Source organism: Pseudoduganella sp. R-32 (assembly GCF_049913245.1).
Lineage (GTDB): Bacteria > Pseudomonadota > Gammaproteobacteria > Burkholderiales > Burkholderiaceae_D > Rugamonas.
The window spans coordinates 2,119,259-2,141,939 of sequence record NZ_CP183987.1 but is presented as its reverse complement, the minus strand read 5'-3'; the positions used below and the strand labels follow the sequence as shown (position 1 = coordinate 2,141,939).

The window sequence follows — 22,681 nt, the reverse complement described above, 5'->3', positions numbered from 1 at the left end:
GTAAGAAAGTTCATCTTGAAACCGATTGGCACCTTCGGCACTTCCGCTTACCAGATCCAGGCCTTGCAACTATTCCGCGGCGCCGACAGCCTGCGCATCGCACCATTGTTGAAGGACTGCCCGATCGTGCAGGTCGAACAAGGCGAAGTGGTCTCAGACCCGCAGCGCGCCCGCCTGTACATCGTACTGCGCGGCGCCTTGTCGGTGGCGGCCGATATGAGTACCGGCATGTCCGACGGCACCATCAGCAAAGTCCTGCCCGGCGAGAGCGTCGGCGAACAGGCTGTGCTCGACGAAGAAGCCAACCAGGCCGCGATTACCGCGCTGGAGCAAAGCGAACTGCTGGTGATCGAATCGGAACTGGCGTGGGAACTGATCGACGCCGCCAACGGCGTAGCGCGCAATCTGTTACGCCTGCTTTCCTTCCGTATCCGCGCCGCCAACGCGCAGATGCGCAAGCGCCAAAAGCTTGGCGAGTTCTATCGCCAGCTCTCGATGGTGGACGGCCTGACCGGCCTGTATAACCGCGCCTGGCTGAACGACTTCCTGCCGCAACTGGTCGCCAGCGCCCAGGGCACCGGCCAGCCGCTGTCGCTGATCATGCTCGACATCGACCACTTCAAGAAATTCAACGACAGCCACGGCCACCTGCAAGGCGACCAAGCCCTGCGCGCGGCCGCGCAAGTGCTCACCGGCGCCTTGCGGCCAACCGACTTCGCGGTTCGCTACGGAGGCGAAGAAATGATGGTGGTGCTGCCCGAGACGAATGTGCAGGTGGCCGAAGCCGTGGCCGGCCGCCTGTGCCAGCGCATGCGCGACGCGATAGTCTTCAGCGATATGCGCCTGCCGCTGCCGCACATCACCAGTTCCTTCGGCGTCGCAGCACTGGGTCCCGGCCAGGACGAAACGGCCCTCATCGCCGCCGCCGATGCGGCCCTCTACCGCGCCAAGGATTCCGGCCGCAACCGCGTTGAAGTCGCAAAATAAAAGTCGGGGTCAGGTCTGGCTTCTCGAGGAACTTTGCGCTTCGCGCAATGGCGGATTGCCAGACCTGACCCCGACTTTTATTACGCCACCTTGCCGCTTTGGGACTCGTCGGTGGAGGAAGCTTGCCTTTGATTCGAAGCAAAGGCATCCAGGCCTTTCTGCACCAGCTCGTAGGTCTTGTCGATGTTGGAGGCAATGTCGCCGCCCAGCACCTTCAGGCCTTTCAGGATATCGCGGGCTTCCTTGAAGCCTTTTTCAATGCCGCCCTTGATCGTGTCCATGAAGCGATTCAGGGCGTCATCCCCCTCCAGCTCGGAGTGCTGTTGCTGGAAAGCGCTGAAGAAGGCCGTCGATAGCGATACAATGCGCCCCGCCGTGCCTTCCGGCGAGTTGTCCTGCCCGGTGGCGTTCTGGATCGCATCCGGCCCGAAATCAGACTCAAGCTGCTCGTTGATCGAGGTGATTGCCGATTTGTAGACCAGCGCCAGCGGATCATTTTCGGAATTCAGCGAAACCGAGGCCGATTCCTGCAGGATCGACACGTTCAGTTGCATCTTGGCGCGGGTGGACGCCGAAATGGCCGTGTCGCTGCTCGCGGCGGCGGGCGTGGCACGGGTATTGACGGAAATGGTATTTGACACAGCAGTCCTCCTTGCCTCAGCATTCGATAACGAGAACCAACATTTGCACCATGAGTAACCATACCTTCCTGTGGCATGACTACGAAACTTTCGGCGCCGTGCCACGCCGCGATCGCCCAGCCCAGTTTGCTGCAATCCGTACCGACGCAGAGCTGAACGAAATCGGCGAGCCGATCATGTTGTTCTGCCAACCAGCCAACGATTACCTGCCTGACCCGGTCGCCTGCCTGATTACCGGCATTACCCCACAGCAAGCTTTGCAACAGGGCGTGCCGGAGCACAAATTCGCGGCAACCGTCGAGAAGGCTTTTTCGGAGCCTGGCACCATAGGCGTAGGCTACAACACTATCCGCTTTGACGACGAAGTGACGCGCTTCTTGTTCTGGCGTAACCTGATCGATCCCTACGCTCGCGAGTGGCAAAACCAGTGCGGGCGCTGGGATTTGCTGGATGTGGTGCGGATGACCTATGCGTTGCGCCCCGAAGGTATTGAGTGGCCCCTTAATGATAGCGGCAAACCGAGCTTCAAGCTTGAGCATTTGACCAAGGCCAATGGCCTGGTGCACGAGGCTGCGCACGATGCCTTGTCCGACGTGCGCGCGACGATTGCCCTGGCCCGCCTGATCCGCCAGAAGCATCCGAAGCTGTTCGATTTCTGCCTGGCCTTGCACAAGAAGGACCGCGTCTCCGAGGAGATCGGGCTGCACCTGGCGCGCGAGTTGCGCCAGCCTTTCCTGCACGTGTCGGGCATGTTCCCGGCGGAGCGCGGCTGCCTTGCGCTGGTGTGGCCGCTGGCGCCGCATCCATCCAACAAGAACGAGTTGCTGGTGTGGGATTGCACTTATGACCCGCAGGAGCTGTTTGCGCTGGATGCGGAGACGATCCGCATCCGCATGTTTACCCGCGCCGACGCCATGCCGGAGGGGATGACGCGCCTGCCGATCAAGAGCATCCACCTGAACAAGTCGCCAATGCTGGTGTCGAACCTGAAGACGCTGCGGCCGGAACTGGCCGAGCGCTGGGGACTGGACCTGGAGGCGGCGCGTGCCCATGCTGCGCGTGCTGCGGCAGGGCCGGATATGTCGGCGATCTGGGAACAGGTGTTCTGGCGCCCTGTCGGCGAGCCGGCGGATGTCGATGAGGATTTGTATGGCGGCTTTGTCAGCAATGGCGACAAGCGCTTGCTGGAATCCTTGCGGCGCGAGCATCCGGCCAAGCTGGCGTCGGCGTCACCGCATTTCCAGGATGACCGGTTGGGCGAACTGTTTTTCCGCTACCGGGCGCGTAACTTCCCGCAGACTTTGTCCGAGGAAGAGCATGAGCATTGGGAACAGCATCGTGCGGCGCGCTTGTTTGAAGGTGCCGGCGGGGCGCGGACAGTCGATGAGTTGTTCTCGGAGCTGGATCGGCTTGGGGCGGAGACCGATGAGCGGGGGCAGGAGGTGCTGGGGGCTTTGTACGAATACGTTGAAATGATTGCGCCGGAGCGCTACTGAAACCGGTACGGCGTTGTCTGACCCACAGGGTCAGACACCTAGTGTCAGACCCTATGGGTCTGACATTGGTTTGCCGGTTTCAGGCGCGATGTGCATTGATCGCGTCGCGCGTCTCCAGCGCTACGCGGCGTGCCGCGGCCGCGAAATCCTCCCCGCCTTGCGGCGCCGCATACAAAATCGCACGCGACGAATTGATCATCATGCCGGTACCGTTGTAAGTACGGCCCGCCTTGACGGTCGCCTCAATATCTCCGCCCTGCGCGCCAATCCCCGGCACCAGCAGCGGCATGTCGCCCACAATTCCGCGCACCTGCGCCAGTTCTTCCGGGAAGGTCGCCCCCACCACCAGCGCACACTGGCCGTTGGCATTCCACTTCTCCGCCACCAGCTTGGCCACATGCTGGTACAGCGGCTTGCCGTCCACCTTCAGGAACTGCAGGTCCGAGCCGCCCGCATTCGAGGTGCGGCACAGGATGATCACGCCACGGTCGCTCCACTCCATGTAAGGCTCAACGGAGTCGGAACCCATGTACGGATTGACGGTCACCGCATCCGCGCCATAGCGGTCGAACGCCTCGCGCGCATATTGCTTGGCGGTGGCGCCGATGTCGCCGCGCTTGGCGTCCAGGATCAACGGAATATGCGGATAGTTTTCCTTGGCATAAGCGCAGATTTTTTCAAGCTGGCCTTCCGCCCCCAGTGCCGCGAAATAGGCAATCTGCGGCTTGAACGAACATGCCAGGTCGGCAGTGGCGTCGATGATCCCGGTGCAGAACTGGACAATGCCTTGCGGATTGTTCTGGAATTGCGCAGGCAGGCGCGCCATATCCGGGTCCAGGCCAACGCACAGCAGGGAATCGTTGGCTGCCCAGGCAGCGGATAATTTTTCGATAAATGTCACAGCGGGCCTCTTTATTCTTTGCGTTGCAAACCCACCATTATAACGGGCCGGGTGTGTGCATTGCCGCACATGGCCGCCGGCTGATTGCGTGTATATTTCGATAATACGTTCCAAGGAGCGAATGATGCGAAAATTTTTGGCAATGGGTGTGCTGGCAACGGTTTTGCTGTCCGGCTGCGGTTACAACGAGTTCCAGGCCAAGGACGAAGCGGTCAAGGCCCAGTGGGGTGAGGTGGTCAACCAGTACCAGCGGCGGGCCGACCTGATCCCGAACCTCGTGAACACGGTGAAGGGCTATGCCTCGCACGAGCGCGAAACGCTGGAGGCGGTGACCCGGGCCCGTGCTTCGGCCACCAGTATGCAGGTGACGCCGGATGTACTGAATAATCCGGGGGCCCTGCAGAAATTCCAGCAGGCCCAGGGCGAGTTGACCAATGCCCTGTCGCGGCTGATGGTGGTGGCAGAAAAATACCCTGAACTGAAGGCCGATGCCAGTTTCCGCGACCTTCAATCGCAGCTCGAAGGCACGGAGAACCGCATCACCGTGGCACGCCAGCGCTATATCGCCTCGGTGCAGGACTTCAACGTCCTGGCACGGCGCTTCCCGACCAACCTGACGGCCAAGATGTTCGGCTACGACGTGAAGCCCAGCTTCACCGTCGAGAACGAAAAATCCATTTCAACTGCTCCCACGGTGGACTTCAACAAGAAGTAAGGAGTCGCAATGGCGACTACACCTCGGCATACCCGCGGCGGCGGCAAGGCTTCCAGCCGCGATGAGGATCGGTTGAGCGATCCGCTCATCGATCGCGACCTGGCGCGGCGTACTGGCGGGCTGGCGGAGCATGCGCGGCGCTGGACCATCTTGCCTGGCTCGCCGTGGCTGAGGGTGGTGATCGGGCTGGCGATCATGGCGCTGCTTGCGCTTGTCGTCACCGGCGCACAGGCGGCCGATGGCTTCGCCGCCGTGCCGGCGCACGCGGCCCGCGTTACCGACCAGGCGGGCATGTTGACCGCCCAGCAACGCTCGTCCCTCGATGGGGTGTTGGCCGATTATGAGCGCAAGACGGGCAGCCAGATTGCCATCCTGCTGGTGTCGTCCACGGCGCCGGAGGCGATCGAGCAGTACAGCATTCGCGTGGCAGAGGCGTGGAAGCTGGGACGCAAGGGCGTTGATGATGGTGTGCTGCTGGTAGTGGCCAAGGATAATCCGTCTTCGCTGCGCAGGCTGAGGATTGAGGCTGGCCGCGGGGTCCAGGGGACGCTGACGGATGCCCAATCCAAGCGCGTCCTGCAGGATGTGATAGCGCCGCATTTTCGACAAGGGGATTTTTACGGTGGGCTGGCGGCCGGCGTGAGCTCGATCGCGACCTTGCTTGATAAGGAGCACTTCCCTGCTCCGCCGGGAGGACAGCGCACCGTATCCGCGTCAGCGCCAGGAGCTACGCTGGGCGGCGCGCAGCAAAGCTCGGCGGCCGGCGGCGCTGCAGCTGGAAACGCTGGCGTGGCCGGTATGGCGGCAGCAGCGGGGGCAGGCGGCATTCCAGGCAGCGGAGAATCGGGCTTGGCGCGCAGCGCAGCGGATACCGGCGGCGCGAAAGTTCCGGACAGCGCTGGCGAGACCCGGTCACCAGGCAGCCCGGATGAAGGCACGGGCCAGGCCGGCCGTCGCAACGCGGGCGATGGCGATAGCGGACGTGGCGGGCGCGAAGGCGGCGGCTGGTCGGCCGGCTGGCTCTTCCCCCTGCTGCTGTTTGGCGTTTTCGTCATCCTGCCGATGATGCGCGGCGGTTCGCGCCGGGGACTGCGGCGCGGCGGCTGGGGTTCGGACGCAACAGGCGTGCTGATCGGCGCCGCGCTGGGCAATGCCCTGAGTGCCGCGGCAAGCCGTAGCGGCGGCGGAAGCTGGGGCGGTGGCGGCGACTTCGGCGGCGGCTTCAGCGGCGGCGGTGGCAGCTTCGATGGCGGCGGCGCCTCGGGAGACTGGTGATGACAACCCAAGCGACAAGTTTCTTCGGCCGCTGCAAGCGCGCCTGGCGGCATATGACTAGCGGCACAAGCGTGGGCAAGCGCGCCTTCCCACCAGCCACCCTGCAAGTGATCGAACAAGCCATCACGCAAGGCGAACAACGCCATCGCGCCGAAGTGCGCCTGATCGTGGAACCGGGCCTGGACGCCCTTTCAGCCTTCAACAACGTCAGCAACCGCCAGCGCGCCCGCGCCCTGTTCGCGCAATACGGCGTCTGGGATACCGAGGAAAACTGCGGAGTCCTCATCTACATCAACCTCGCCGCGCGCGAAGTGGATATCGTGGCCGACCGCCATGTCGGCAGACTGGTTGCCGACACCGAATGGCAAACCATCTGCCGCACCATGACCACCGGCTTCGCCCAGGGCGACTACCACGCCCCCACTCTTTCGGCACTGGAGCAGCTCAACACACTGTTGGCACGCCACTATCCCGCCGACGGCGCACGCCCCAACCAACTGCCCAACGACGCGGTCATCCTCTAAAATAAGCTTCCTAACCGAACCGCGGAAGCACTATGAAATTAACGAATAAAGTAGCCATCGTCACCGGCGCAACCCAGGGCATCGGCCTGGCCTGCGCCCAGCGCCTCATTTCCGAAGGGGCCAAGGTCATGCTGGTGGACATCAAGCCGGAAGGAGCCCAGGCTGCCGAAGCCCTGGGCGACCAGGCCCGCTTCTTCACCGCTGACGTCAGCCAGAAAGCCGACGTGGACGCGCTGGTCGCTGCCACCCTGGCTGCTTTCGGCCGCATCGACATCCTGGTCAATAACGCCGGCGTGACCCACAAATGCAGCTTCCTCGACCTGGCAGAAGCCGATTTCGACCGCGTGCTTGGCATTAACCTGAAATCCATGTTCCTGTGCGGCCAGGCAGTGGCACGCGAAATGGTCAAGCAGCAGAGCGGCTGCATTATCAATATGTCAAGTGTGAACTCGGAACTGGCAATCCCGGACCAGGTGCCTTACGTGGTGTCCAAAGGCGGCGTGAACCAGTTGACCAAGGTCATGTCGCTGAACCTGGCGCCTTATGGCATCCGTGTCAACGGCATCGGCCCCGGCACCATCCTGACCGAACTGGCAAAACAGGCGGTCCTGGCCAGCCCGGAAGCAAAACGCACCATTTTGTCGCGCACTCCTTTGGGGCGTTGCGGTGAGCCGGAAGAGGTCGCTTCGATATGCGCTTTCCTCGCTAGCGACGATGCCAGCTATATGACCGGACAGACGCTTTTCGTTGATGGTGGCCGCATGGCGCTGAACTACGTTGTACCAGTAAAAGATTAGTTATACGAAATCTGAATAACGATTATCGAAAACGAAAATTGGACTAATATGTGGCGGCGCACCATAATTGCACATGTCTCCACTATTCTCCTCCAAGAAAATAGTTTAAGCCCGCTTTAACCAGCGGGCTTTTTTTTATTTTTTGGCTTCGAGCTTCATGCAACTTTGCAGCGCGGTCTTGCCTTCCGACGCAGGGAGCGCGGCCACCGCTGCATCAAATTGCCTGCGCAATGGCACTTTGGTTCCAATGTCGGTAAACACCGTCAGGTCGCCACCGATTTCGCGGTTAAAGTAATTCGGGCAATCTACGATTGCTGCGCATGCCGAAATGGCGACAACTTCTTCCATGACCTTCGGATCAATCTGGCCGGGCGGCGTTGGCTTCGTCAGCCAGTCTTTTCCCCAGACTTTCGAAAAGCGCAGGCTGAGGCTTTCCGCAACTTTTGTAGAGTCTGCGTTCGTCGCTGCGGCGACACAACGCAGGCCAAACGGCGCGTAAGCCTCACCCGCGATCGCTGGTGCCGCCGCGCAAGACAAAAGAAGGCTCAGTGCCGTTAAAAATGCAGGCTTCATGCGAACTTATTTCCTTCCAACTAGTTTGATGCAGTGCAGGGCTGCCTTCCTCGCCTCGACAGATGGCAGCGCCGCAATTGCTTCGTCAAATTGCCTGCGGACCGGAGCTTTAGCGCGCAGGTCCATCAAGACGCTAACCTTCCCGCCAAACTCAGGGTCGTAATACTGTGAGCAGGAGGGTTGATCCATGAGTGCGCCGCACGCCGAGATTGCTGCAATCTCTTCCATTAACCTGGGATCGATAGCCTTGGTAGGAATCGGCTGGCCAGGCTTCCGCTCTTTCCCCCAGGCTGCACGGTAGCGCTGATCGAGACTTCCTGTAACCTTGCTGATATCTTCATCAGATGGCGTGGAGACGGCCGGGCAATGCAAGCCGTAAGGAGAATAAACATCTGCTGCTTTTGCCTGCGCCATGCAGCAAAACGCGATCATCGAAAGCGATGCCTTCAACAGGGATTTCATATTCAGACTTTGCTCAGGCGCTGCCTGGTGCAGGACAAGCCGGCGATCTCATCTTGCTTGAAGCAATCGCCCTTCAATTCAATCTTGCGGTCTGCACATTGCATGACGGCGCTGCGCTTGAGCAGCGGCGCCTTGGCAGCGGCAAAGGCGCTTTGTGCCAGGCCTGCTGCCAGCAGGAGCCCAACGACTATAGTACTTTTCTTCATTTTCAAGTCTCGCGAATGGATGGATTCTGCGCTGACGATTCCAGAGTTAAATAAACTGCAATTTTTCCGCACGGAATTATAGCAGCGAGAATCGGCACGGCATGCCGCGGTATCGGGCCCAGCGATTCCCGGCTACACTGATCAGACCTGCCAATCCTGGGAGAACGCGGTGGCCACCCTGCTGGATAGGATGAAACTATGGCAACGCTTTGCAGTGCTGGGCATCATTGCCGTGTTGCTGGTCGCGCCACCGTTCTATTTGTTCTTATCGGAAAACAGCCGCAGCCTCCACTTTTCCGCCGTCGAGCAGACCGGCCTCAAACCGGGCGCCCAGGCGCTCGACCTGCTGCAAAGCATCCAGCAGCACCGTGGCCTGTCGGCAGCCTTCGTCGGTGCCGGCCAGCTCGCCAGTGAACGCAGCGCCAAAGAGGCCGAAGTCAACCGCCTGCTGCTCGGCATGTCGTCCATGCTGGCCGAGGGCGATGGCCAGGACCGCAAAATGTTCGCCCGCATCCGCGACGAGTGGAGTGCCCTGGCGCGCGATGTCAGCACGCGCAGCCTGGCCACGGTGGAGAGCTACCAGCGCCATACCGCCCTGTGCGAATTCACCCTGCTCTTCATCGAACAGCTGGCCGACCAGTCCGGCCTCTCGCTCGATCCCGACGCCGACTCCTACTACCTGATGCGCGCCACGTATTTCGACCTGCCGCGCGTGGCCGAAGACCTGGGACAGATGCGTGCCCGCGGCGCCGGCTTCCTGGCCACCCGCAAGATCGACATCGAAGGCCGCGCCATCATGTACAGCCTGCTCAGCAAGGCGCGCCATTCCAGCGCCGGCATGCAGCGCACCATGGGCAAGGCTTATGCCGCCAATCCTGTTCTGAAGCAGAAGCTGGACATTCCGGTCACCGCCGCCGCCGCTGCCGCCGCCGAAGTGACGGAACTGGCGCGCACCCGCATCGTCATGGCCGATACGCTGGACTACGCCGCGCCGGATTACATCGCCGCCACCACGCGCGCCATCGACCAGCAATTCAGCGCAAACGATACCGCCTTCGCCCTGCTGTCGGCCCACATCGAACAGCGTTTGCATGAGCAAAACAAGACACGCCAATTGCTCACCGGCGGCATCATCGCCATTGCCACGCTGGCGATCCTGGTCGGCTACGCGATCAGCCACCACCTGATTTACCAGATCGGCGGCGAGCCATCGGAGGTATGCCAGGTATTGCAGCAAGTCGCGCAGGGCGACCTGACGCAGCGCATGCAGTTGCGTCGGGACGACCGCCGCAGCCTGGCCTATATGGTGCAGGACATGGCCCAGCGCCTGCACGCCACCGTGACCAGCGTGCGCCAGTCGGCTGATACGCTGGTCAATGCGGCAGCACAGGCCAGCGCCACTGCGCAAGCCCTGAGCACCAGTTCCACCGAGCAGGCAGCCAGCGTGGAACAGACCAGCGCTTCAATCGAAGAAATGAGCGCGTCGATTTTCCAGAACCATGAGAACTCGCGCGTGACGGACGAGATGGCGGCACGCGTGGCCGGCTACGCGGATGAAGGCGGCGATGCCGTGGCGCGCACCGTGACGGCGATGCAGCAGATCACCAGGGAAATCGCAATCATCGACGATATCGCCTACCAGACCAACATGCTGGCGCTGAATGCCGCCATCGAGGCCGCCCGCGCCGGTGAACACGGCCGGGGCTTCGCCGTGGTGGCAGCGGAAGTGCGCAAGCTGGCCGAGCGCAGCCAGGCCGCTGCGCAGGAGATCAGCGGCGTGGCGCAGGACAGCGTGGCCGTGGCCAACCTTGCCGGCAAGCTGCTGAAGGAAATCGTGCCCGGCATCCGCAAGACTTCCGAGCTGGTGCAAGAGATCAACGCGGCTTCGCGCGAACAAAGCAGCGGCGCCAGCCAGATCAGCGAAGCGATCAACCAGCTCAGCGAAACCACCCAGCGCAATGCCGCCGCCGCCGAACAGCTTGCGGCCACTGCGGAAGAACTGGCGGGCCAGGCCGACATCCTGCTCGACGCAGTGGCTTTCTTCAAAGTTTGAACGAAGATTGATTTATGTCATGGTGCTGTCACAGCCGATCCCTATAATGGACACATCTGCTGCACACGCAATCGATATGCGTGGCACCAGAAGGTGCGCCGGCCTTGTGCCGGCGCAACCGCTTCCGTGGTATCTTCCCACCCATGCAAAAATTCCTGACCCTGCTGTTCCTCAGCGACGCCCACGCACGCTTGCGTTTCTGGGGCGCCATCACCCTCTTCACACTTAACTGCATCATTGGATCGATTCCCGGCGCCCGTGCCGAGGCGGCGGAATATGCCAGCGGCCTGGTGCTGCACAGCTTCGGCTATTCGGTACTGGCTTTCATGCTGTTCACCGGCTGCAAGGGCGAGCCGGCGCAGCGCGCGCTCAAGGCGGTGTTCGGCATCACCGTCATGGGCGCCATCGATGAATTCGTTCAATCCTTCTTTCCCTACCGCCACGGCTCGGTGGATGACTGGCTGGTCGACATGTCGGCCGCCATCATCGCCTCGACGCTGATGTGGGCCTTGTGGAGCTTGCGCAAGCGCCCCGCCGCTTGACGTGCGTCGGCCGTTGACGGAACGGCGTACACTTCCCCGGCGCGCAGACCTTACGTGGGCTTCTTATGGAGGATGTATGAAACTTTCCGTAATCATGCTGGTGAGCCTGGCCCTGGCGGGCTGCGCCCATGACAGCAGCAAGAAAACCGCCAGCATGGATCAGGACACCAGCACCTCGACGGCCAGCGCTTCGGAAGGAAGCCCGCTTGCCGGCAACTGGGATGGCGTGGTGCAGTCGATCGACCCGGCAGGTTCGATGTCGGCAGGCGGTGCGGTTGGCGCAGCAGCGGCCGGCAGCGGCAGCGGTTACCGCGTCACCGTGAAAAAGGCTGACGGCTCCATCGAGACCGTGAATGTGGACAGCATGCCCAGCTATCGCGTGGGCGACAACGTCCGCTATTCGAACGGCTCGCTGAGCACCAGCCCCAAATACTAGTAGACCTTTTCGACCTGGTAGCCGTGCTGGCGCAGCAAGGCCGGCACGCCTTTGTCGCCAACCAGGTGCAACAGGCCGATGCCGATGAAGGCGTCGCCTTTGCGCATGATCGCTTCAATATTGGCTGCCATTTCCGGATTGCGCTTGCCCAGCAAGGTGCGGTCCATGAAGCGGGCGGACACCGTGTCGCCCGTGGTCAACTCCCGCGTCAGCGCCGCGATGCGTGAAGCATCGGCCGCGCCCCATGCGTCCACCAGGCCTGCCGATTTGCGCAGCGCTGCCCCGCTGTCGATATCGGCGATGTTCTCCAGCAGGTAGGCTTCCTGCTGCGCATCGCTCAGTGAGCCGAACAGGCCAAGCTGGTAATCGGCGGTTTCCAGTTCCTGCAATGGCTTCTTTTGCCGCGTGGCGTTGCTCAGCAAATAGCCTTCCACGCCCAGGCCGCGGTTGAAGCCGCCCTTTTCGATTTCCTGTCCTACCAGGATATTCGCCACCACCCATGGGCGGTAATGCTCGACGCTGGACAGCGGCAGCTTGACCTTGTCCAGCGCGACCTGCAGCCTGGCCAGGGCGGCGGGCGACAAGTGGTCGCGAATGGTTTGCCCGGCCGGGTACTGGCCATGCCGTTCCAGCGCGCGATAATAAGGGCCGCTGGCGCGCACGTCGAGCTCGAGCACCAGCGAACTGGACTTGGCCAGCGCTTCGGTGACTTCAGGCTCTAAAGGGAAGAAGTCCTGCTTGCCCACGTGGATGGTGCCGAACAGGTAAGAGGTTTTGCCTTCGTGATGCACGCGGTACAGCGTGCCGCGGCGCGGCACGTCGTTGACCTGGATGGCATCCGCGGGCGCGGCGGAATTCGCCGGCGGGATACTCATATCCATGGTGTGTGCCGACAGGGAAAATGACAATGCAGTCAGGAAGACAAGCTTGCGGAACATGGCATCTTTTCATGGGATGCCTGTAGCGCAGCCAGGCATGGGCTGAAGGCTTCCGGTGCGAAAGCCTTGTTGCCCATGGTAAGGTCATTTGCTGCCGTAAAGCAATACTCGTTTCGCCAACAATGTCGACATTTACTTCGCCAGCTCGACCAGGACTGCGGTGTACATTTCCAGGTTGAGAAGTAATTGCTTTTCCGTTATGAACTCATGCTCCGAGTGGCCGGTATAGACTTTGCCCGGCATGGTCGGGCCGAAGCTCACTGCACGCGGGAACAGGCGCGAGTTGGTGCCGCCGCCAATGGCGATCGGCTGGGGATCCTTGATGCCGGTGTAGTGCGAGAACACCTTCATCAGGGTTGGCAACTGCGGCGCCTTGTCCTGCACCCAAGGCTCGCCGATCTGCGCGGCCAGGGTCGCGCGCGGCTGGTTTTCCGCCTTCCAGGCGTCAAAGGCCTCATTGATTTCCGCCGTCAGCTGGGCTGTTGTTTTTCCGCGCGGGCGGCGCAGGTTGATGCCCAGGACCAGCCCCTTGTCGCTTGCCTTCAACGTGGTCGGCGCTACCGTCATCGGCCCCATGAAGTCATCGCTGTAGGCAATCTTGCCGAACTTCTCACCTTGCAGGCCGGTGCCGATCATGTCGTTGACGAAATCGACCATCATGCCGGCCTGGCTGGCGCCCCAGTGCTGCACGTCCAGCGCATCGGCCAGCATGGCGATGGCGTTCACGCCGTCCTCCGGCTTGGAAGAATGCGCGGCCAGGCCCTTGGCGGTGACGGTCAGTCGCGTTCCCTGCCACGCGTACTGGTAACGCATGCCTTTTTGCTGCGCGGCGCGGGTCCGGATCGCCGTCTCCAGCGCGGCATCGGCATTGTCGATCACGGCGCGCGCATCTTCCGGGATCTGGCTGTCGAAGAAACCGCCGGTAAAGCTTGTCACCAGCGCCCCGCTGCCCGGCGCCGGCGCCATGTCCGGCAAGGTCACGCGCACGGCGCCCCAACCCTTTTCGGCCGTCACCGCTGGATACTCGGCGTCGATGGTGATGTTGGTCTGCGGCGGCGTATGGGTCTTGAGGAACGCTTCCAGCTGCGCCCAGTCCGACTCCTCGGCCATGTAGATATACAGTTCGATGCGTTTTTTCAACGGCACATTGCGGTCCTTGATCGCCTTCATCGCATACATGGCGGTGGCGATCGGGCCCTTGTCATCCTCGGTGCCGCGTCCCAGCAGCAAGCCTGGTTCGCTGGTGCGGTCAAGCTTGAATGGCGACTGCTTCCACTTGCTCGGGTCGACCGGCTGAACATCGCCGTGGGTGATCACGCCAACCCGCTCCTTGCCTTCTCCCAGGCCGACCACCATGATGTAGCCATGGTCGGTGAAATCGAGTCCCAGGTGCCTGGCTTCTTCCTTGATGAAGCGCTTGAAGCCGATGTGCTGGGGGTTCTTCTCGAACGGTACCTTGTCGTCTGCCACGGTATTGAAGCTGACCATATTGGCCAGGCTGTCGATCACTTTTTCCCCGTAAGCCTGGCGGGCATGGCGCGCGGCGGCCGTGGCGTCGCTGCTGAGAGGCGTTGCGGCATGGGCGGTGGCAAAGGCCAGCGTGGTGGCTAGTGCAAGTCTCTTGATCATTGTGCTATTGGTAGTTGGACAGGATTTTGTTGATGGCGCCTTCGCGCACCAGCTGGGTGATGGCGGCGTCGACCTCGGCCAGGGCCACGCGGCCCTTTTCCGACACGGCGCAGCGCGTATAGTAGCTGCGCACTGCCAGCGGTTCATGGACGTTGATCTTCTCGCCCCTGTGCAGCTGGTAATCGTAAAACGATTTGATGGTGGCGACGTGGCGCAGGCGGCCGGCTGCCAGCTTGCGCAGGTTGGCCAGGTTGGAGTGCGCGTCGGCGCGCACGAAGCCGGTGCCCATCGCCTTTTCCATTTCGGGATACTGGAAACCAAGCACGGTGCCGATCGGCTGGCCCCACAGTTCAAGCAGGCTTTGCGGCTGCGCCACAGTCCGCGAGGTAATGACTGTTTCAGTCTGCGGCATGAAGGCTTGCGTCCAGCCGAAGCGCCCCTGCAGCCATTCGGGCAGGTACATGCACAGAACGTCGCCCTGCCCCGATTCGAGCGCCATCGAGATGCGCTTGCGCGGCATCGCCAGCGTAACCGCCGTGCGGCCCATTTTTTGCGCAAGCGCTTCTGCCAGATCCTTGTGGATGCCGCCAACGACTTCGCCGCCGCGGATATCCGCCATCGGCATTTCAGTGCCGGTATCGACCAGCATGACCACTTTTTCGGCACGCGCCGAAGCAGCGGTCAGCAGGGAGAACACGATGGCGGAAATGGCTTTCATTTGGAAATATTAACCCACCAGCAGGCTTTTTGTTTCGGTGCTATCCTGCTGCGCCATGAAACAAGAGCACCACATCACCCCAGCCATGATCCTGCTGCTGGCTGTCGCCAGCGGCCTGATAGTCGCCAACCTGTATTACGCGCAGCCGCTGGTGGGCCCGATCAGCCGCGCCACCGGGATCGAACCCGGCGCCGCGGGCCTGATCGTCACGCTGACGCAGATCGGCTACTGCCTTGGGCTGGCGTTCATCGTGCCCCTGGGCGACCTGCTGGAAAACCGCCGCCTGACCGTGACGCTGCTGGGCGCAACCTCGCTGGCGCTGCTCGGCGCAGCGATGGCCGGCAATGCCGCCACCTTCCTCGCGGCGGCCTTCTTCATCGGGCTATGTTCGGCGGCAGCGCAGGTTCTGGTGCCGTTTGCCGCCCACCTGTCGGCGCCGGAACATCGTGGCCAGACGGTGGGCACGGTAATGAGCGGGCTGCTGCTGGGGATCATGCTGGCGCGGCCGGTATCAAGCCTGGTGACCGACGCGCTGGGTTGGCATGCAATCTTCTTCATCTCCACTGCTGCCATCGCGGTGCTGGCCGTGGTGCTGCAACTACGCTTGCCGCAGCGCCGGCCGGAGGGCGGCTACCGCTACGGCGGATTGCTAGCCTCCATGTGGACGCTGCTGCGCACCACGCCTGTGCTGCGCCGGCGCGCGGCCTACCAGGCCTGCATGTTCGCCGCCTTCAGCCTGTTCTGGACCACGGTGCCGCTGGTGCTGGCCAGCCCCGCCTTCAACCTTTCGCAAACCGGCATCGCAATCTTTGCGCTGCTTGGCGTGGCAGGTGCGATCGCCTCGCCGATCGCCGGCCGGCGCGCCGACCAGGGCAAGAGCCGCTCGACCACCCTGATGGCGCTGCTGGCCGCTGCGGCAGCTTTTGGCGCGCCGCTCCTGCTGCATGGCGGCCGAGAGTTCACGCTGGTGCTGCTGGTATTGTGCGGGATCGTGCTGGACATGGGCGCTTCGGGCAACCTGGTCGTCGGCCAGCGCGCCATCTTCGCACTGGGCGCGGAAATGCGCAGCCGCCTGAATGGCCTGTATATCTCGATATTCTTCGCCGGCGGAGCCTTCGGCTCGTGGCTTGGCGGCTGGACCTGGGCCCGCTACGGCTGGAACGGCGTGCTGGTGGCGGGGCTGCTGTTTCCCTTGCTGGCGCTACTGCTGTTCGCGACCGAGCGCCGCGATTAATGCGCCCACATGCGGAACTCGCCCTGCATCTGCAGGTTGCCGTTGATATTGACGCTGCCAAGGTTGCCGGTGACGGCGGCGTTGGGGTCGTTCTGCACGCTCATTGATTCGAAGCCGAAGTTTGTGTAGCGCATTTGCGACGGCAGCGTGATGGCGATGTAATCGCCGCTGCCGTCGGGGCGGGCTTGTACGTTCAGGCCGATGGCAAACATGTCGACCGTGCCGCGCACATTGCGCAGCACGATGTAGCGCGGCTGGCCGCCATCGTGGAAGCCCAGCGACAGGCGGCTGTCGGTCACGGCGCCAACCAGGGTCGGATCGTTCACTACCACATGGGCGGCAAAGCTGATGCCGTCGCGGGCGCTGACGCCGGAAAGCTCGCTGTCGTCGAGCGGACGGGAGGGTGCGGCCTGCAGCAAGGCCGGGACCAGCAGCAATAGCGGGGCAAGTCTCGTCATTGGCGGAATTTGATATCGAGGTAGTTGATCTGGATATTGCCGATGCGGGAAGAACCCAGGTCCACGTTGCCGCTGGGCGAGGTGAAGCTGATCTTGCCGATTTCAATGCCCCCGCTGGCTGCCTGGCCGGTGCCGTACTGCGCATCCGGCGCGCCGATGCCGATGTGCAGGCGCGGGCCGTTCTCGTCAGCCAGGGCATTGACCAGGGCGGGCTGGCGCGCAACGTCGGCAATCATCCAGGGCTGGCCGGTGAAGTTGCCGTTTTCGTCGGTGGCGCCGATGCGGATGTTATCCAGCGCCATTTGGCCCAACGTATTGGCGCGGCCGTTCGGGCGCATTGCCCACTGTCCGATGTCCATGCGCATCGCTACGCCAAGGGCAAGGCCGTCCTGCGTGCGTGGCGTGGAGAATTGCCAGCCGCCGCCATACAAGGCCAGGTCGCTTGCCACGATGGAACCGCCATCGCGGTCGATGCCGTCGGCATTCACGCCAAAGTCGAAGGCAAGCTGCCATTTCTGTTCGCCGTTGGCATTTTGCGGCAAGGAGAACTGCGCGACGTCGGCCAGGCCATTGGTGCTGCGCACGATGTCGAAGCGGTAGGGATCGGAGAACGGCGTCGCACTGTCGCTGCGCGATGCGCTGGGGTTGCCGGCCCAGATGCTGGCGCCGTCCGGACGCGTATAGGTCACGCGCATGTCGCCATTCATGGAAAAGCCGTTCAGGTCGAAGCTGACGCCATCGCGCCCCCGCACGTCCGACAGCGCGCTGTCGTTCAGCGGGCGCAGGCCGTCAGCCAGCACCAGCGCAGGCACCAGCGCCCAGCATACAAGCGCGGCCCTGGCAGTGGCCGCGGGGGCTGCAGCCAGCGAGGAGCGGCGTGCACGCTGCATCAGCGCCCCACCGACACGGTTGGCGCAGCCAGCGTCACTGCAGGGGCCACGGGCGCCGGGACTTGCGCCGCGGGCAGGTTGGTGAGCGACACCAGCTTGTCGCGCCAATTGAGCCAGACGCCCGACTGCGCGGCATCAGGCATCTGCGTGGTGCCGCTCGGCGCCTGGAACTGCACGCCCGACTTCAGCACGGAAATCCAGAAATCGCGGCTCGGCCCCGAAGCGTCGCCTGCGCGCACGCCGGCCAGGGAGCTGGCGCCATCCCAGCGCTTGCCGCCGCCGGCATCGGTATGCGAATCGATTGTAGCCGGCTGGCCGTTCGCGTCCACGCCGCTGACCAGCAGCGAACCGGAAAGGCCGTTCACCTTCAGGCCCACGTCGCCCTTTATGCTGTCGAAGCCCATGCGCATGCCCACCACTTCGCGTGGCGCATTGGCATCGCCCGTGTTGCGGTACACGACTTCGAAATACGGATTGGTGATCGAAACCTTGCTGCCGTTCTGCCCGAACTGCAGGGCCGGCATGTCGATATCGGCGCCCGTCCCCTCACGCGAAGGAAAGCGGTAATCGCCAAGGCGAATGTTACGCAAGCTCGCATTCATTTCCACGTCCGCGTCCAGCGCGATGCGCGTGAAATCGAAGCCGCCAAGCGTGCTGTTGCTCACTGCCAGCAAGCCCTGCCCGCGCGCGCGCGACAGGTCGTCGTCGCTCATGGGCCGCAGTTGCGCAGAAGCCGGTGCGCAGAAAAAGGCGGCCGCGAGGGCGGCCGCAAAGAGACGGGATTCCATCATCAGGAACTTCGCAAAGCGGCCGCTCCCACGGCCGCTATTGCGATCAGTGTGCCCAGATCCACACTTGGGTGCCGCGCAGGTCGAGCTGGTTCATGGCCATCGAACCGTAGGAAGCATTGCTGCCGCCCATCTTGATTGCGTCAACGGAGATGTTCAGCAGTTTGCCTGCTGCCACTTGCACGTCGGCCGGGATCGCGATCTGCACCACGTCGCCGCCGGTTGCCGGGTTGTAGAAGGTGCCTGGGTTGGTCACGCCGGCAGCGCCGGCAGCCTGCAGGAAGGAGTTACGCGACAGGATGTCGATGGTGGCAGCGATCAGGCCATTGACCTTGATGCCGTTGAAGCTCACCGAACCGCCGCCCAGGCCGTTGGCATCCAGAGCGTCGGTGTCGGTGTAGACGAAGGATTCGACTTTGACGTTCAGGTTGGCGCCGATCGACACGCCGTCCTGGCCGGTAACTGCGCTCAGTTCTGCGTCTTTGATCGGGGTCATTGCGGATGCGGACAGGGCCAGGGTGGACAGGGCGATTGCTACAGCGGTGGTAATGCGTTTCATATCGTTGATCTCCGTTCGAATAAGAATAATTTGGTTTGCTTGCTGCACCTGTTGCGCCTCCTTGCCGGCCCCTGGCCTGGTAAGCCCGGGTTGGCGAAGCGCCGTCTTAATATTGTTCGAATATTAATTAAATTTATGATAGGTGGCGCCGCCGCACAGGGTCTAGCGTTTCACACTGACCGCACAGGCCAAACAATTGTCCTGGGGAGCCACACAGAGGAAGAGCGCTGTTGTGCGCATGTTGCTCGCTTTAGCATAAGTTTTCGGGTGCGAAGTAGAGGTGTGCATCTAATTTTTATGCATCGTGCAAGCCACGAAACGTGCGTAAATAAATAACAAAAGAGCAAGGACGAACGTTCGTCCAAATTACATTGGAGACGCCATGGGAGCAGGATTCGACGCGCGCGCGACGCGCAAGGGCAGCGCTTACCCCAACGATCGGGAGCTGCCATGCTGATGCTGTTGATGGGGGTCCTGGCCGCCCTGATTGGCGGTTCCGCCGCCCTCTCCCGCCACGAGGTGCAGGAGCGTCCCAAAGGCCAGTACGAGATGCCGCAAACCATGCTGGGCGGCGGCAGCTATTCGCAGGCCGTGAGCATGGAGCCGTTCTCCGAACTCAAGTACCGCCACATCGTGCGCCAGGCCTATGACTACAGCTGCGGTTCGGCGGCCCTGGTCACCATCCTCAAGTTCCACCTCGGCCTCGACGTCACCGAGCAGCAAGCCATGGAAGGCATGCTGGAAAAGGGCGAGAAGGAAAAGATCATCGAGCGCCGCGGCTTTTCGCTGCTGGACATGAAGCGCTACGCCGCTTCGCTCAACGTGCCCGCCGCCGGCTACAAGGCCGAAGTAAAAGACCTGCTGACGCTGGAAGAACCGGCCATCGTGCCGATCGACTATGCCGGCGCCAAGCACTTCGTGGTCTTGCGCGGCATTCGCAATGGCGTGGTCTTCATCGCCGATCCCTCCGCCGGCAACCTGGCCTTCTCGGTAGAGGAATTTGCCACGCTGTGGGACAAGAACACCCTATTCATCCTGTCCGCGCCGGCCGGACAGAAAGCGCCGGCACAACTGGCGCTGAATGACCAGGAACTGGGCGTGGTCGACATGGACCGCGTCACCAACCATGGCCAGCTCGATCCCTTCAACAACACCACGCAACTGCTGGAACGTGCCGTCAACTCCGGCCCGGCCCGCACCTGGATGCACCGTCAATAAGGAAACGCGAATGAAATATCAGTACCTGCCATTCATGCTTGCCACCGCCCTGCTGGTGCATTCGACCGCCGGCGCGCAGGAAAGCACGGCAGCCAACACCACCGCCGCCGCACGCGACGCGCTGGCGAAGAAGGAAGGCGAAGGCGACCAGAGCGCCCTGCTGAAGGAAACCCTTACCGCAGTCGATAAGCAGTATTCCCTGATCCGCAAAGGCAAATCGCAATACACCTATGACCTGAACTACACCTACATCGGCCAGGAAAAAATCGTCACCGACATCGCGGCCGACGGCCTGACCCTGTTCGAAATCGAGAACGTATCGGCCCACGTGGTCACCAACACCTTGTCGGTCGACTACGGCGTGTGGGACAACCTGACCGCCAACGTGACCCTGCCCGTGATCGGCAAGTTCGCCGAGTCGCGCAACGGCAACAACACCTCATTCTCGCTGGGCGACATCGCCATCGGCGCCCGCTACCAGCCGTGGGAAGCACGGCGCGACCGCGCCAACTTCACCGCCACCAGCAACCTGCGCCTGCCCACCGGGCGCAGCCCGTTCAAGATCATCGCCGGCAGCGGCGAAGCAACCGGCAGCGGTGTCGCTTCGCTGTCGCTGGGCATGAACGTCAACCGCATCGTCGATCCGGTGGCGCTGTTCGGCTCCCTGTCGCTGACCGCCAGCAGCCAGGCTACCGGCCTGCACCAGGCCAACGGCACCCGCGTGCTGACGCGTGTGGCGCCGGGCACACAGTTCGGCTTCGGCATGGGCTTCGCCTATGCCCTGTCGTATGGCATTTCTACAACGATGTCCTTCCAGGGCGCGATCTCGCAGGGCGCGAAGTTGCGTTTTGCCGACGGCCTGAACGTGCGCACCAATACGCAAACCTCGGCCATCCTGAACTTCGGCATGGGCTACCGCATGTCGCCGAAGAACACCGTCAATATGTCGGTTGGCATCGGCCTGACCAGCGACTCGCCTAACTTCTCGGTGGGCCTGAACCTGCCGCTGGCATTCTGACGAGGCAGCAATGCGAGCCCCGCTCCGCCTGGCGGCATGTGCCGCAGCGCTTGCCCACGTTCTGCCCGCGCATGCCGCGCTGGTGGAAAACCTGACCACCAGCGTGGTGGCCATGTCGCTCGGGAACGCCGTGACGGCAGACCCGCCCGGCATCGACTCGGTGCACTTCAATCCTGCAGGACTGGCGCGCCTGCAGGGCGACAGCATGCAGCACACGGCGTTCGGCGCCTCGATCCGCGCCCGCGCCGGCTTCTCGGCGCCGGCCGGCTTCGATATCGGCGGATGGAAGGACGATCCGCTCAGCGGCACCCACACCGGGCCGATGCGGCAAGCGATGTATGTGCCGACTTACGGCATGCCGGGCTGGCGCTTGCCCGGGGTGGTGGTGCCGACTTTCGGCTTCGCCTGGAATAATCCGGGCTCGCCGTGGACTTTCGCCACCAATTCCTACATGGCGCAGGCGATCAGCCTTGACCGCACCAAGGACCCGGAAGACCCGGGCCGCTTCGACGGGCGCCAGATCCAGTTGCAAAGGCTGGTGTGGGCCTCGCCAGCCGTCGGCTACAAGTATTCGGACACGCTGCGCTTCGGCGCCGCCGTGCCGATCGCGCACTCGGCCTTCGTGGTCGATACGCATATGCGCTTCCCCAACCAGTTGCTGGGCATCTTCGGCAAGCTGCAGGAAGGCTGGTGCCCGGAAGAAGGCGGCAACATCATCGACACCTTCGGCTTCGGCCTGTGCGGCGGCGGCAAGGCCGGCATGGTCAATCCGTTCAAGAAGGCTGCGGCGATGCGGCTGGAAATGACCTCGCCGGTCGACCCGACGCTGAACCTGGGCGTGCTGTGGGAACCGCAGCCGTGGTTCGCGCTGGGCGCGGTCTACCAGGGCGGCTCGAAGACCCGCTATACCGGGCATTACACCTTCGAGACCGAGCCGATGCTGCGCAATTTCGTTAAAGGCCTCAATTCCAGCCTGTTCGGCCCCGTGGCAGGCGCCATCCTCGGCCTGCCGCAGTCGATCCCGGAAGTCCAGCACGGCTACATGTCGGCCAGCATCCCCTTCCCTGCGCACCTGCAGGTCGGCGTCAAATTCAAGCCGGTGCGCTACGTGCAGCTGAACGTGGACGCCAGCTACGCGCGCTGGAGCGACTGGAACCAGCTGGTGTTCGAATTCGACCAGAGCATCAAGCTGCTGGAAGTGGCGCGCCTGTACGGCGTTCCGGATTCGACCAAGCTGAAGATCCCGCGCGGCTACAAGAGCGTGCTGAATATGGGCTACGGCCTGCAGTTGTTCCCGTTCGAAGGCGTGGCGCTGCGCCTGGGCTACGAACCGCGCAAGACCTCGGTCCCGGCCAACAAGATCGACCTGATCGCGCCGCTGCCGGATACCAAGCTGTATAGCGTGGGCCTGAACTGGCGTCTCAGCAAGAAGTATGAGCTGAACCTGGCCGCCTCCTACATGACGGGCAAGTTCAATGCGCCGGCCGAATCGTCGGACAACATGAACAGCAGCAAATTCCTCAACATCATTTACAACCCATATGCCGGCCAGGACGTGGCTGGCGATATCAAGGTCCGGTACGCCGGATTCAGTCTTGTTGAACATTTCTAGGAGCGTTTGAG

General features: G+C 62.5%; 24 protein-coding genes and 1 pseudogene. 13 read left to right on the top strand and 12 right to left on the bottom strand.

The features are described 5' to 3' along the window. Positions 1-15: 15 nt before the first annotated feature. Entirely contained in the window at positions 16-987 is a 972-nt protein-coding gene (locus ACN9MU_RS09755; RefSeq protein ID WP_426322011.1) for a diguanylate cyclase, read from the top strand. Positions 988-1,067: 80 nt separating this feature from the next. On the opposite strand, the gene ACN9MU_RS09750 is transcribed toward ACN9MU_RS09755, so the two are convergent. Continuing rightward, on the bottom strand, positions 1,068-1,628 hold the full coding sequence (locus ACN9MU_RS09750) for a DUF5610 domain-containing protein (protein ID WP_426170155.1): 561 nt from the start codon (positions 1,626-1,628) through the stop codon (positions 1,068-1,070). 50 nt (positions 1,629-1,678) lie between these two features. On the opposite strand from ACN9MU_RS09750, the gene sbcB reads away from it, so the two are divergent. Beyond that, the gene (gene sbcB / locus ACN9MU_RS09745) at positions 1,679-3,124 is read left to right on the top strand and encodes an exodeoxyribonuclease I (protein ID WP_426322009.1); all 1,446 of its coding nucleotides are present in this window, start codon (positions 1,679-1,681) and stop codon (positions 3,122-3,124) included. A 79-nt stretch (positions 3,125-3,203) separates the two neighbouring features. Here the strand turns inward: sbcB and pyrF are convergent, their stop codons facing one another. After that, positions 3,204-4,025, bottom strand: a complete 822-nt coding sequence (gene pyrF / locus ACN9MU_RS09740; RefSeq protein WP_426322007.1) for an orotidine-5'-phosphate decarboxylase — start codon at positions 4,023-4,025, stop codon at positions 3,204-3,206. A gap of 121 nt (positions 4,026-4,146) precedes the next feature. Here pyrF and ACN9MU_RS09735 point away from each other — a divergent pair, with 121 nt between their 5' ends. The 4 genes and pseudogenes from ACN9MU_RS09735 to ACN9MU_RS09720 all read left to right on the top strand — a co-directional run bounded on the left by ACN9MU_RS09735 (position 4,147) and on the right by ACN9MU_RS09720 (position 7,336). Then, positions 4,147-4,740, top strand: coding sequence for a LemA family protein (locus ACN9MU_RS09735; RefSeq protein WP_426322005.1), 594 nt, complete (start codon positions 4,147-4,149; stop codon positions 4,738-4,740). Between the two features lie 195 nt (positions 4,741-4,935). Beyond that, positions 4,936-5,398 (top strand): annotated as a pseudogene (locus tag ACN9MU_RS09730) (TPM domain-containing protein); the annotation flags it as partial. 616 nt (positions 5,399-6,014) lie between these two features. Next, a complete protein-coding gene (locus ACN9MU_RS09725) occupies positions 6,015-6,539 on the top strand; it encodes a TPM domain-containing protein (protein WP_426337216.1) in 525 nt (174 codons plus the stop codon). A 32-nt stretch (positions 6,540-6,571) separates the two neighbouring features. Continuing rightward, on the top strand, positions 6,572-7,336 hold the full coding sequence (locus ACN9MU_RS09720; RefSeq protein ID WP_426337215.1) for an SDR family NAD(P)-dependent oxidoreductase: 765 nt from the start codon (positions 6,572-6,574) through the stop codon (positions 7,334-7,336). A 135-nt stretch (positions 7,337-7,471) separates the two neighbouring features. Here ACN9MU_RS09720 and ACN9MU_RS09715 read toward each other — a convergent pair whose 3' ends face one another. Genes ACN9MU_RS09715 through ACN9MU_RS09705 form a run of 3 tightly spaced genes read right to left on the bottom strand, consistent with a single transcriptional unit; the run spans position 7,472 to position 8,577 of the window. Beyond that, positions 7,472-7,909 (bottom strand): hypothetical protein, encoded by a 438-nt coding sequence (locus ACN9MU_RS09715; RefSeq protein ID WP_426170135.1) that lies wholly within the window; start codon positions 7,907-7,909, stop codon positions 7,472-7,474. Between the two features lie 6 nt (positions 7,910-7,915). After that, positions 7,916-8,371: a hypothetical protein gene (locus ACN9MU_RS09710; protein ID WP_426321999.1), complete on the bottom strand. Its 456-nt coding sequence runs from the start codon at positions 8,369-8,371 to the stop codon at positions 7,916-7,918. Positions 8,372-8,373: 2 nt separating this feature from the next. Next, entirely contained in the window at positions 8,374-8,577 is a 204-nt protein-coding gene (locus ACN9MU_RS09705; RefSeq protein WP_426170131.1) for a hypothetical protein, read from the bottom strand. Between the two features lie 190 nt (positions 8,578-8,767). Between ACN9MU_RS09705 and ACN9MU_RS09700 the strand changes: the two genes are divergently transcribed. The 3 genes from ACN9MU_RS09700 to ACN9MU_RS09690 all read left to right on the top strand — a co-directional run bounded on the left by ACN9MU_RS09700 (position 8,768) and on the right by ACN9MU_RS09690 (position 11,608). Next, on the top strand, positions 8,768-10,630 hold the full coding sequence (locus ACN9MU_RS09700) for a methyl-accepting chemotaxis protein (protein ID WP_426344497.1): 1,863 nt from the start codon (positions 8,768-8,770) through the stop codon (positions 10,628-10,630). Between the two features lie 143 nt (positions 10,631-10,773). Continuing rightward, positions 10,774-11,172, top strand: coding sequence for a VanZ family protein (locus ACN9MU_RS09695; protein WP_426344496.1), 399 nt, complete (start codon positions 10,774-10,776; stop codon positions 11,170-11,172). A gap of 76 nt (positions 11,173-11,248) precedes the next feature. Continuing rightward, entirely contained in the window at positions 11,249-11,608 is a 360-nt protein-coding gene (locus tag ACN9MU_RS09690) for a hypothetical protein (protein ID WP_426344495.1), read from the top strand. Here the strand turns inward: ACN9MU_RS09690 and ACN9MU_RS09685 are convergent. The 3 genes from ACN9MU_RS09685 to ACN9MU_RS09675 all read right to left on the bottom strand — a co-directional run bounded on the left by ACN9MU_RS09685 (position 11,605) and on the right by ACN9MU_RS09675 (position 14,893). Further along, the gene (locus ACN9MU_RS09685; RefSeq protein ID WP_426170122.1) at positions 11,605-12,546 is read right to left on the bottom strand and encodes a TraB/GumN family protein; all 942 of its coding nucleotides are present in this window, start codon (positions 12,544-12,546) and stop codon (positions 11,605-11,607) included. The genes ACN9MU_RS09690 and ACN9MU_RS09685 overlap by 4 nt on opposite strands. A gap of 132 nt (positions 12,547-12,678) precedes the next feature. Then, positions 12,679-14,175, bottom strand: coding sequence for a dipeptidase (locus tag ACN9MU_RS09680; RefSeq protein WP_426344494.1), 1,497 nt, complete (start codon positions 14,173-14,175; stop codon positions 12,679-12,681). Positions 14,176-14,179: 4 nt separating this feature from the next. Continuing rightward, entirely contained in the window at positions 14,180-14,893 is a 714-nt protein-coding gene (locus ACN9MU_RS09675; RefSeq protein WP_426344493.1) for a substrate-binding periplasmic protein, read from the bottom strand. Between the two features lie 55 nt (positions 14,894-14,948). Between ACN9MU_RS09675 and ACN9MU_RS09670 the strand changes: the two genes are divergently transcribed. Beyond that, positions 14,949-16,127: an MFS transporter gene (locus ACN9MU_RS09670; RefSeq protein ID WP_426321983.1), complete on the top strand. Its 1,179-nt coding sequence runs from the start codon at positions 14,949-14,951 to the stop codon at positions 16,125-16,127. On the opposite strand, the gene ACN9MU_RS09665 is transcribed toward ACN9MU_RS09670, so the two are convergent. The 4 genes from ACN9MU_RS09665 to ACN9MU_RS09650 are packed head-to-tail and all read right to left on the bottom strand — an operon-like array spanning position 16,124 to position 18,822. Next, the gene (locus ACN9MU_RS09665) at positions 16,124-16,585 is read right to left on the bottom strand and encodes a hypothetical protein (protein WP_426170111.1); all 462 of its coding nucleotides are present in this window, start codon (positions 16,583-16,585) and stop codon (positions 16,124-16,126) included. The genes ACN9MU_RS09670 and ACN9MU_RS09665 overlap by 4 nt on opposite strands. Beyond that, positions 16,582-17,475 carry a hypothetical protein gene (locus ACN9MU_RS09660; RefSeq protein WP_426344492.1) on the bottom strand — a complete coding sequence of 298 codons (894 nt, stop codon included), beginning with the start codon at positions 17,473-17,475 and terminating at the stop codon, positions 16,582-16,584. The genes ACN9MU_RS09665 and ACN9MU_RS09660 overlap by 4 nt, the downstream gene beginning before the upstream one ends. After that, positions 17,475-18,266 (bottom strand): hypothetical protein, encoded by a 792-nt coding sequence (locus tag ACN9MU_RS09655; protein ID WP_426344491.1) that lies wholly within the window; start codon positions 18,264-18,266, stop codon positions 17,475-17,477. Before ACN9MU_RS09655 ends, ACN9MU_RS09660 begins: the two co-directional genes overlap by 1 nt. Positions 18,267-18,309: 43 nt before the next feature. Next, the gene (locus tag ACN9MU_RS09650; RefSeq protein WP_090443139.1) at positions 18,310-18,822 is read right to left on the bottom strand and encodes a DUF6160 family protein; all 513 of its coding nucleotides are present in this window, start codon (positions 18,820-18,822) and stop codon (positions 18,310-18,312) included. Between the two features lie 450 nt (positions 18,823-19,272). On the opposite strand from ACN9MU_RS09650, the gene ACN9MU_RS09645 reads away from it, so the two are divergent. The 3 genes from ACN9MU_RS09645 to ACN9MU_RS09635 are packed head-to-tail and all read left to right on the top strand — an operon-like array spanning position 19,273 to position 22,670. Beyond that, complete coding sequence (locus tag ACN9MU_RS09645; RefSeq protein ID WP_426170103.1) at positions 19,273-20,040, top strand: C39 family peptidase; 768 nt, start codon at positions 19,273-19,275, stop codon at positions 20,038-20,040. Positions 20,041-20,050: 10 nt separating this feature from the next. Further along, positions 20,051-21,058 carry a transporter gene (locus ACN9MU_RS09640; RefSeq protein ID WP_426170100.1) on the top strand — a complete coding sequence of 336 codons (1,008 nt, stop codon included), beginning with the start codon at positions 20,051-20,053 and terminating at the stop codon, positions 21,056-21,058. Positions 21,059-21,068: 10 nt separating this feature from the next. Then, complete coding sequence (locus ACN9MU_RS09635) at positions 21,069-22,670, top strand: OmpP1/FadL family transporter (RefSeq protein WP_426344490.1); 1,602 nt, start codon at positions 21,069-21,071, stop codon at positions 22,668-22,670. Positions 22,671-22,681 lie beyond the last annotated feature (11 nt).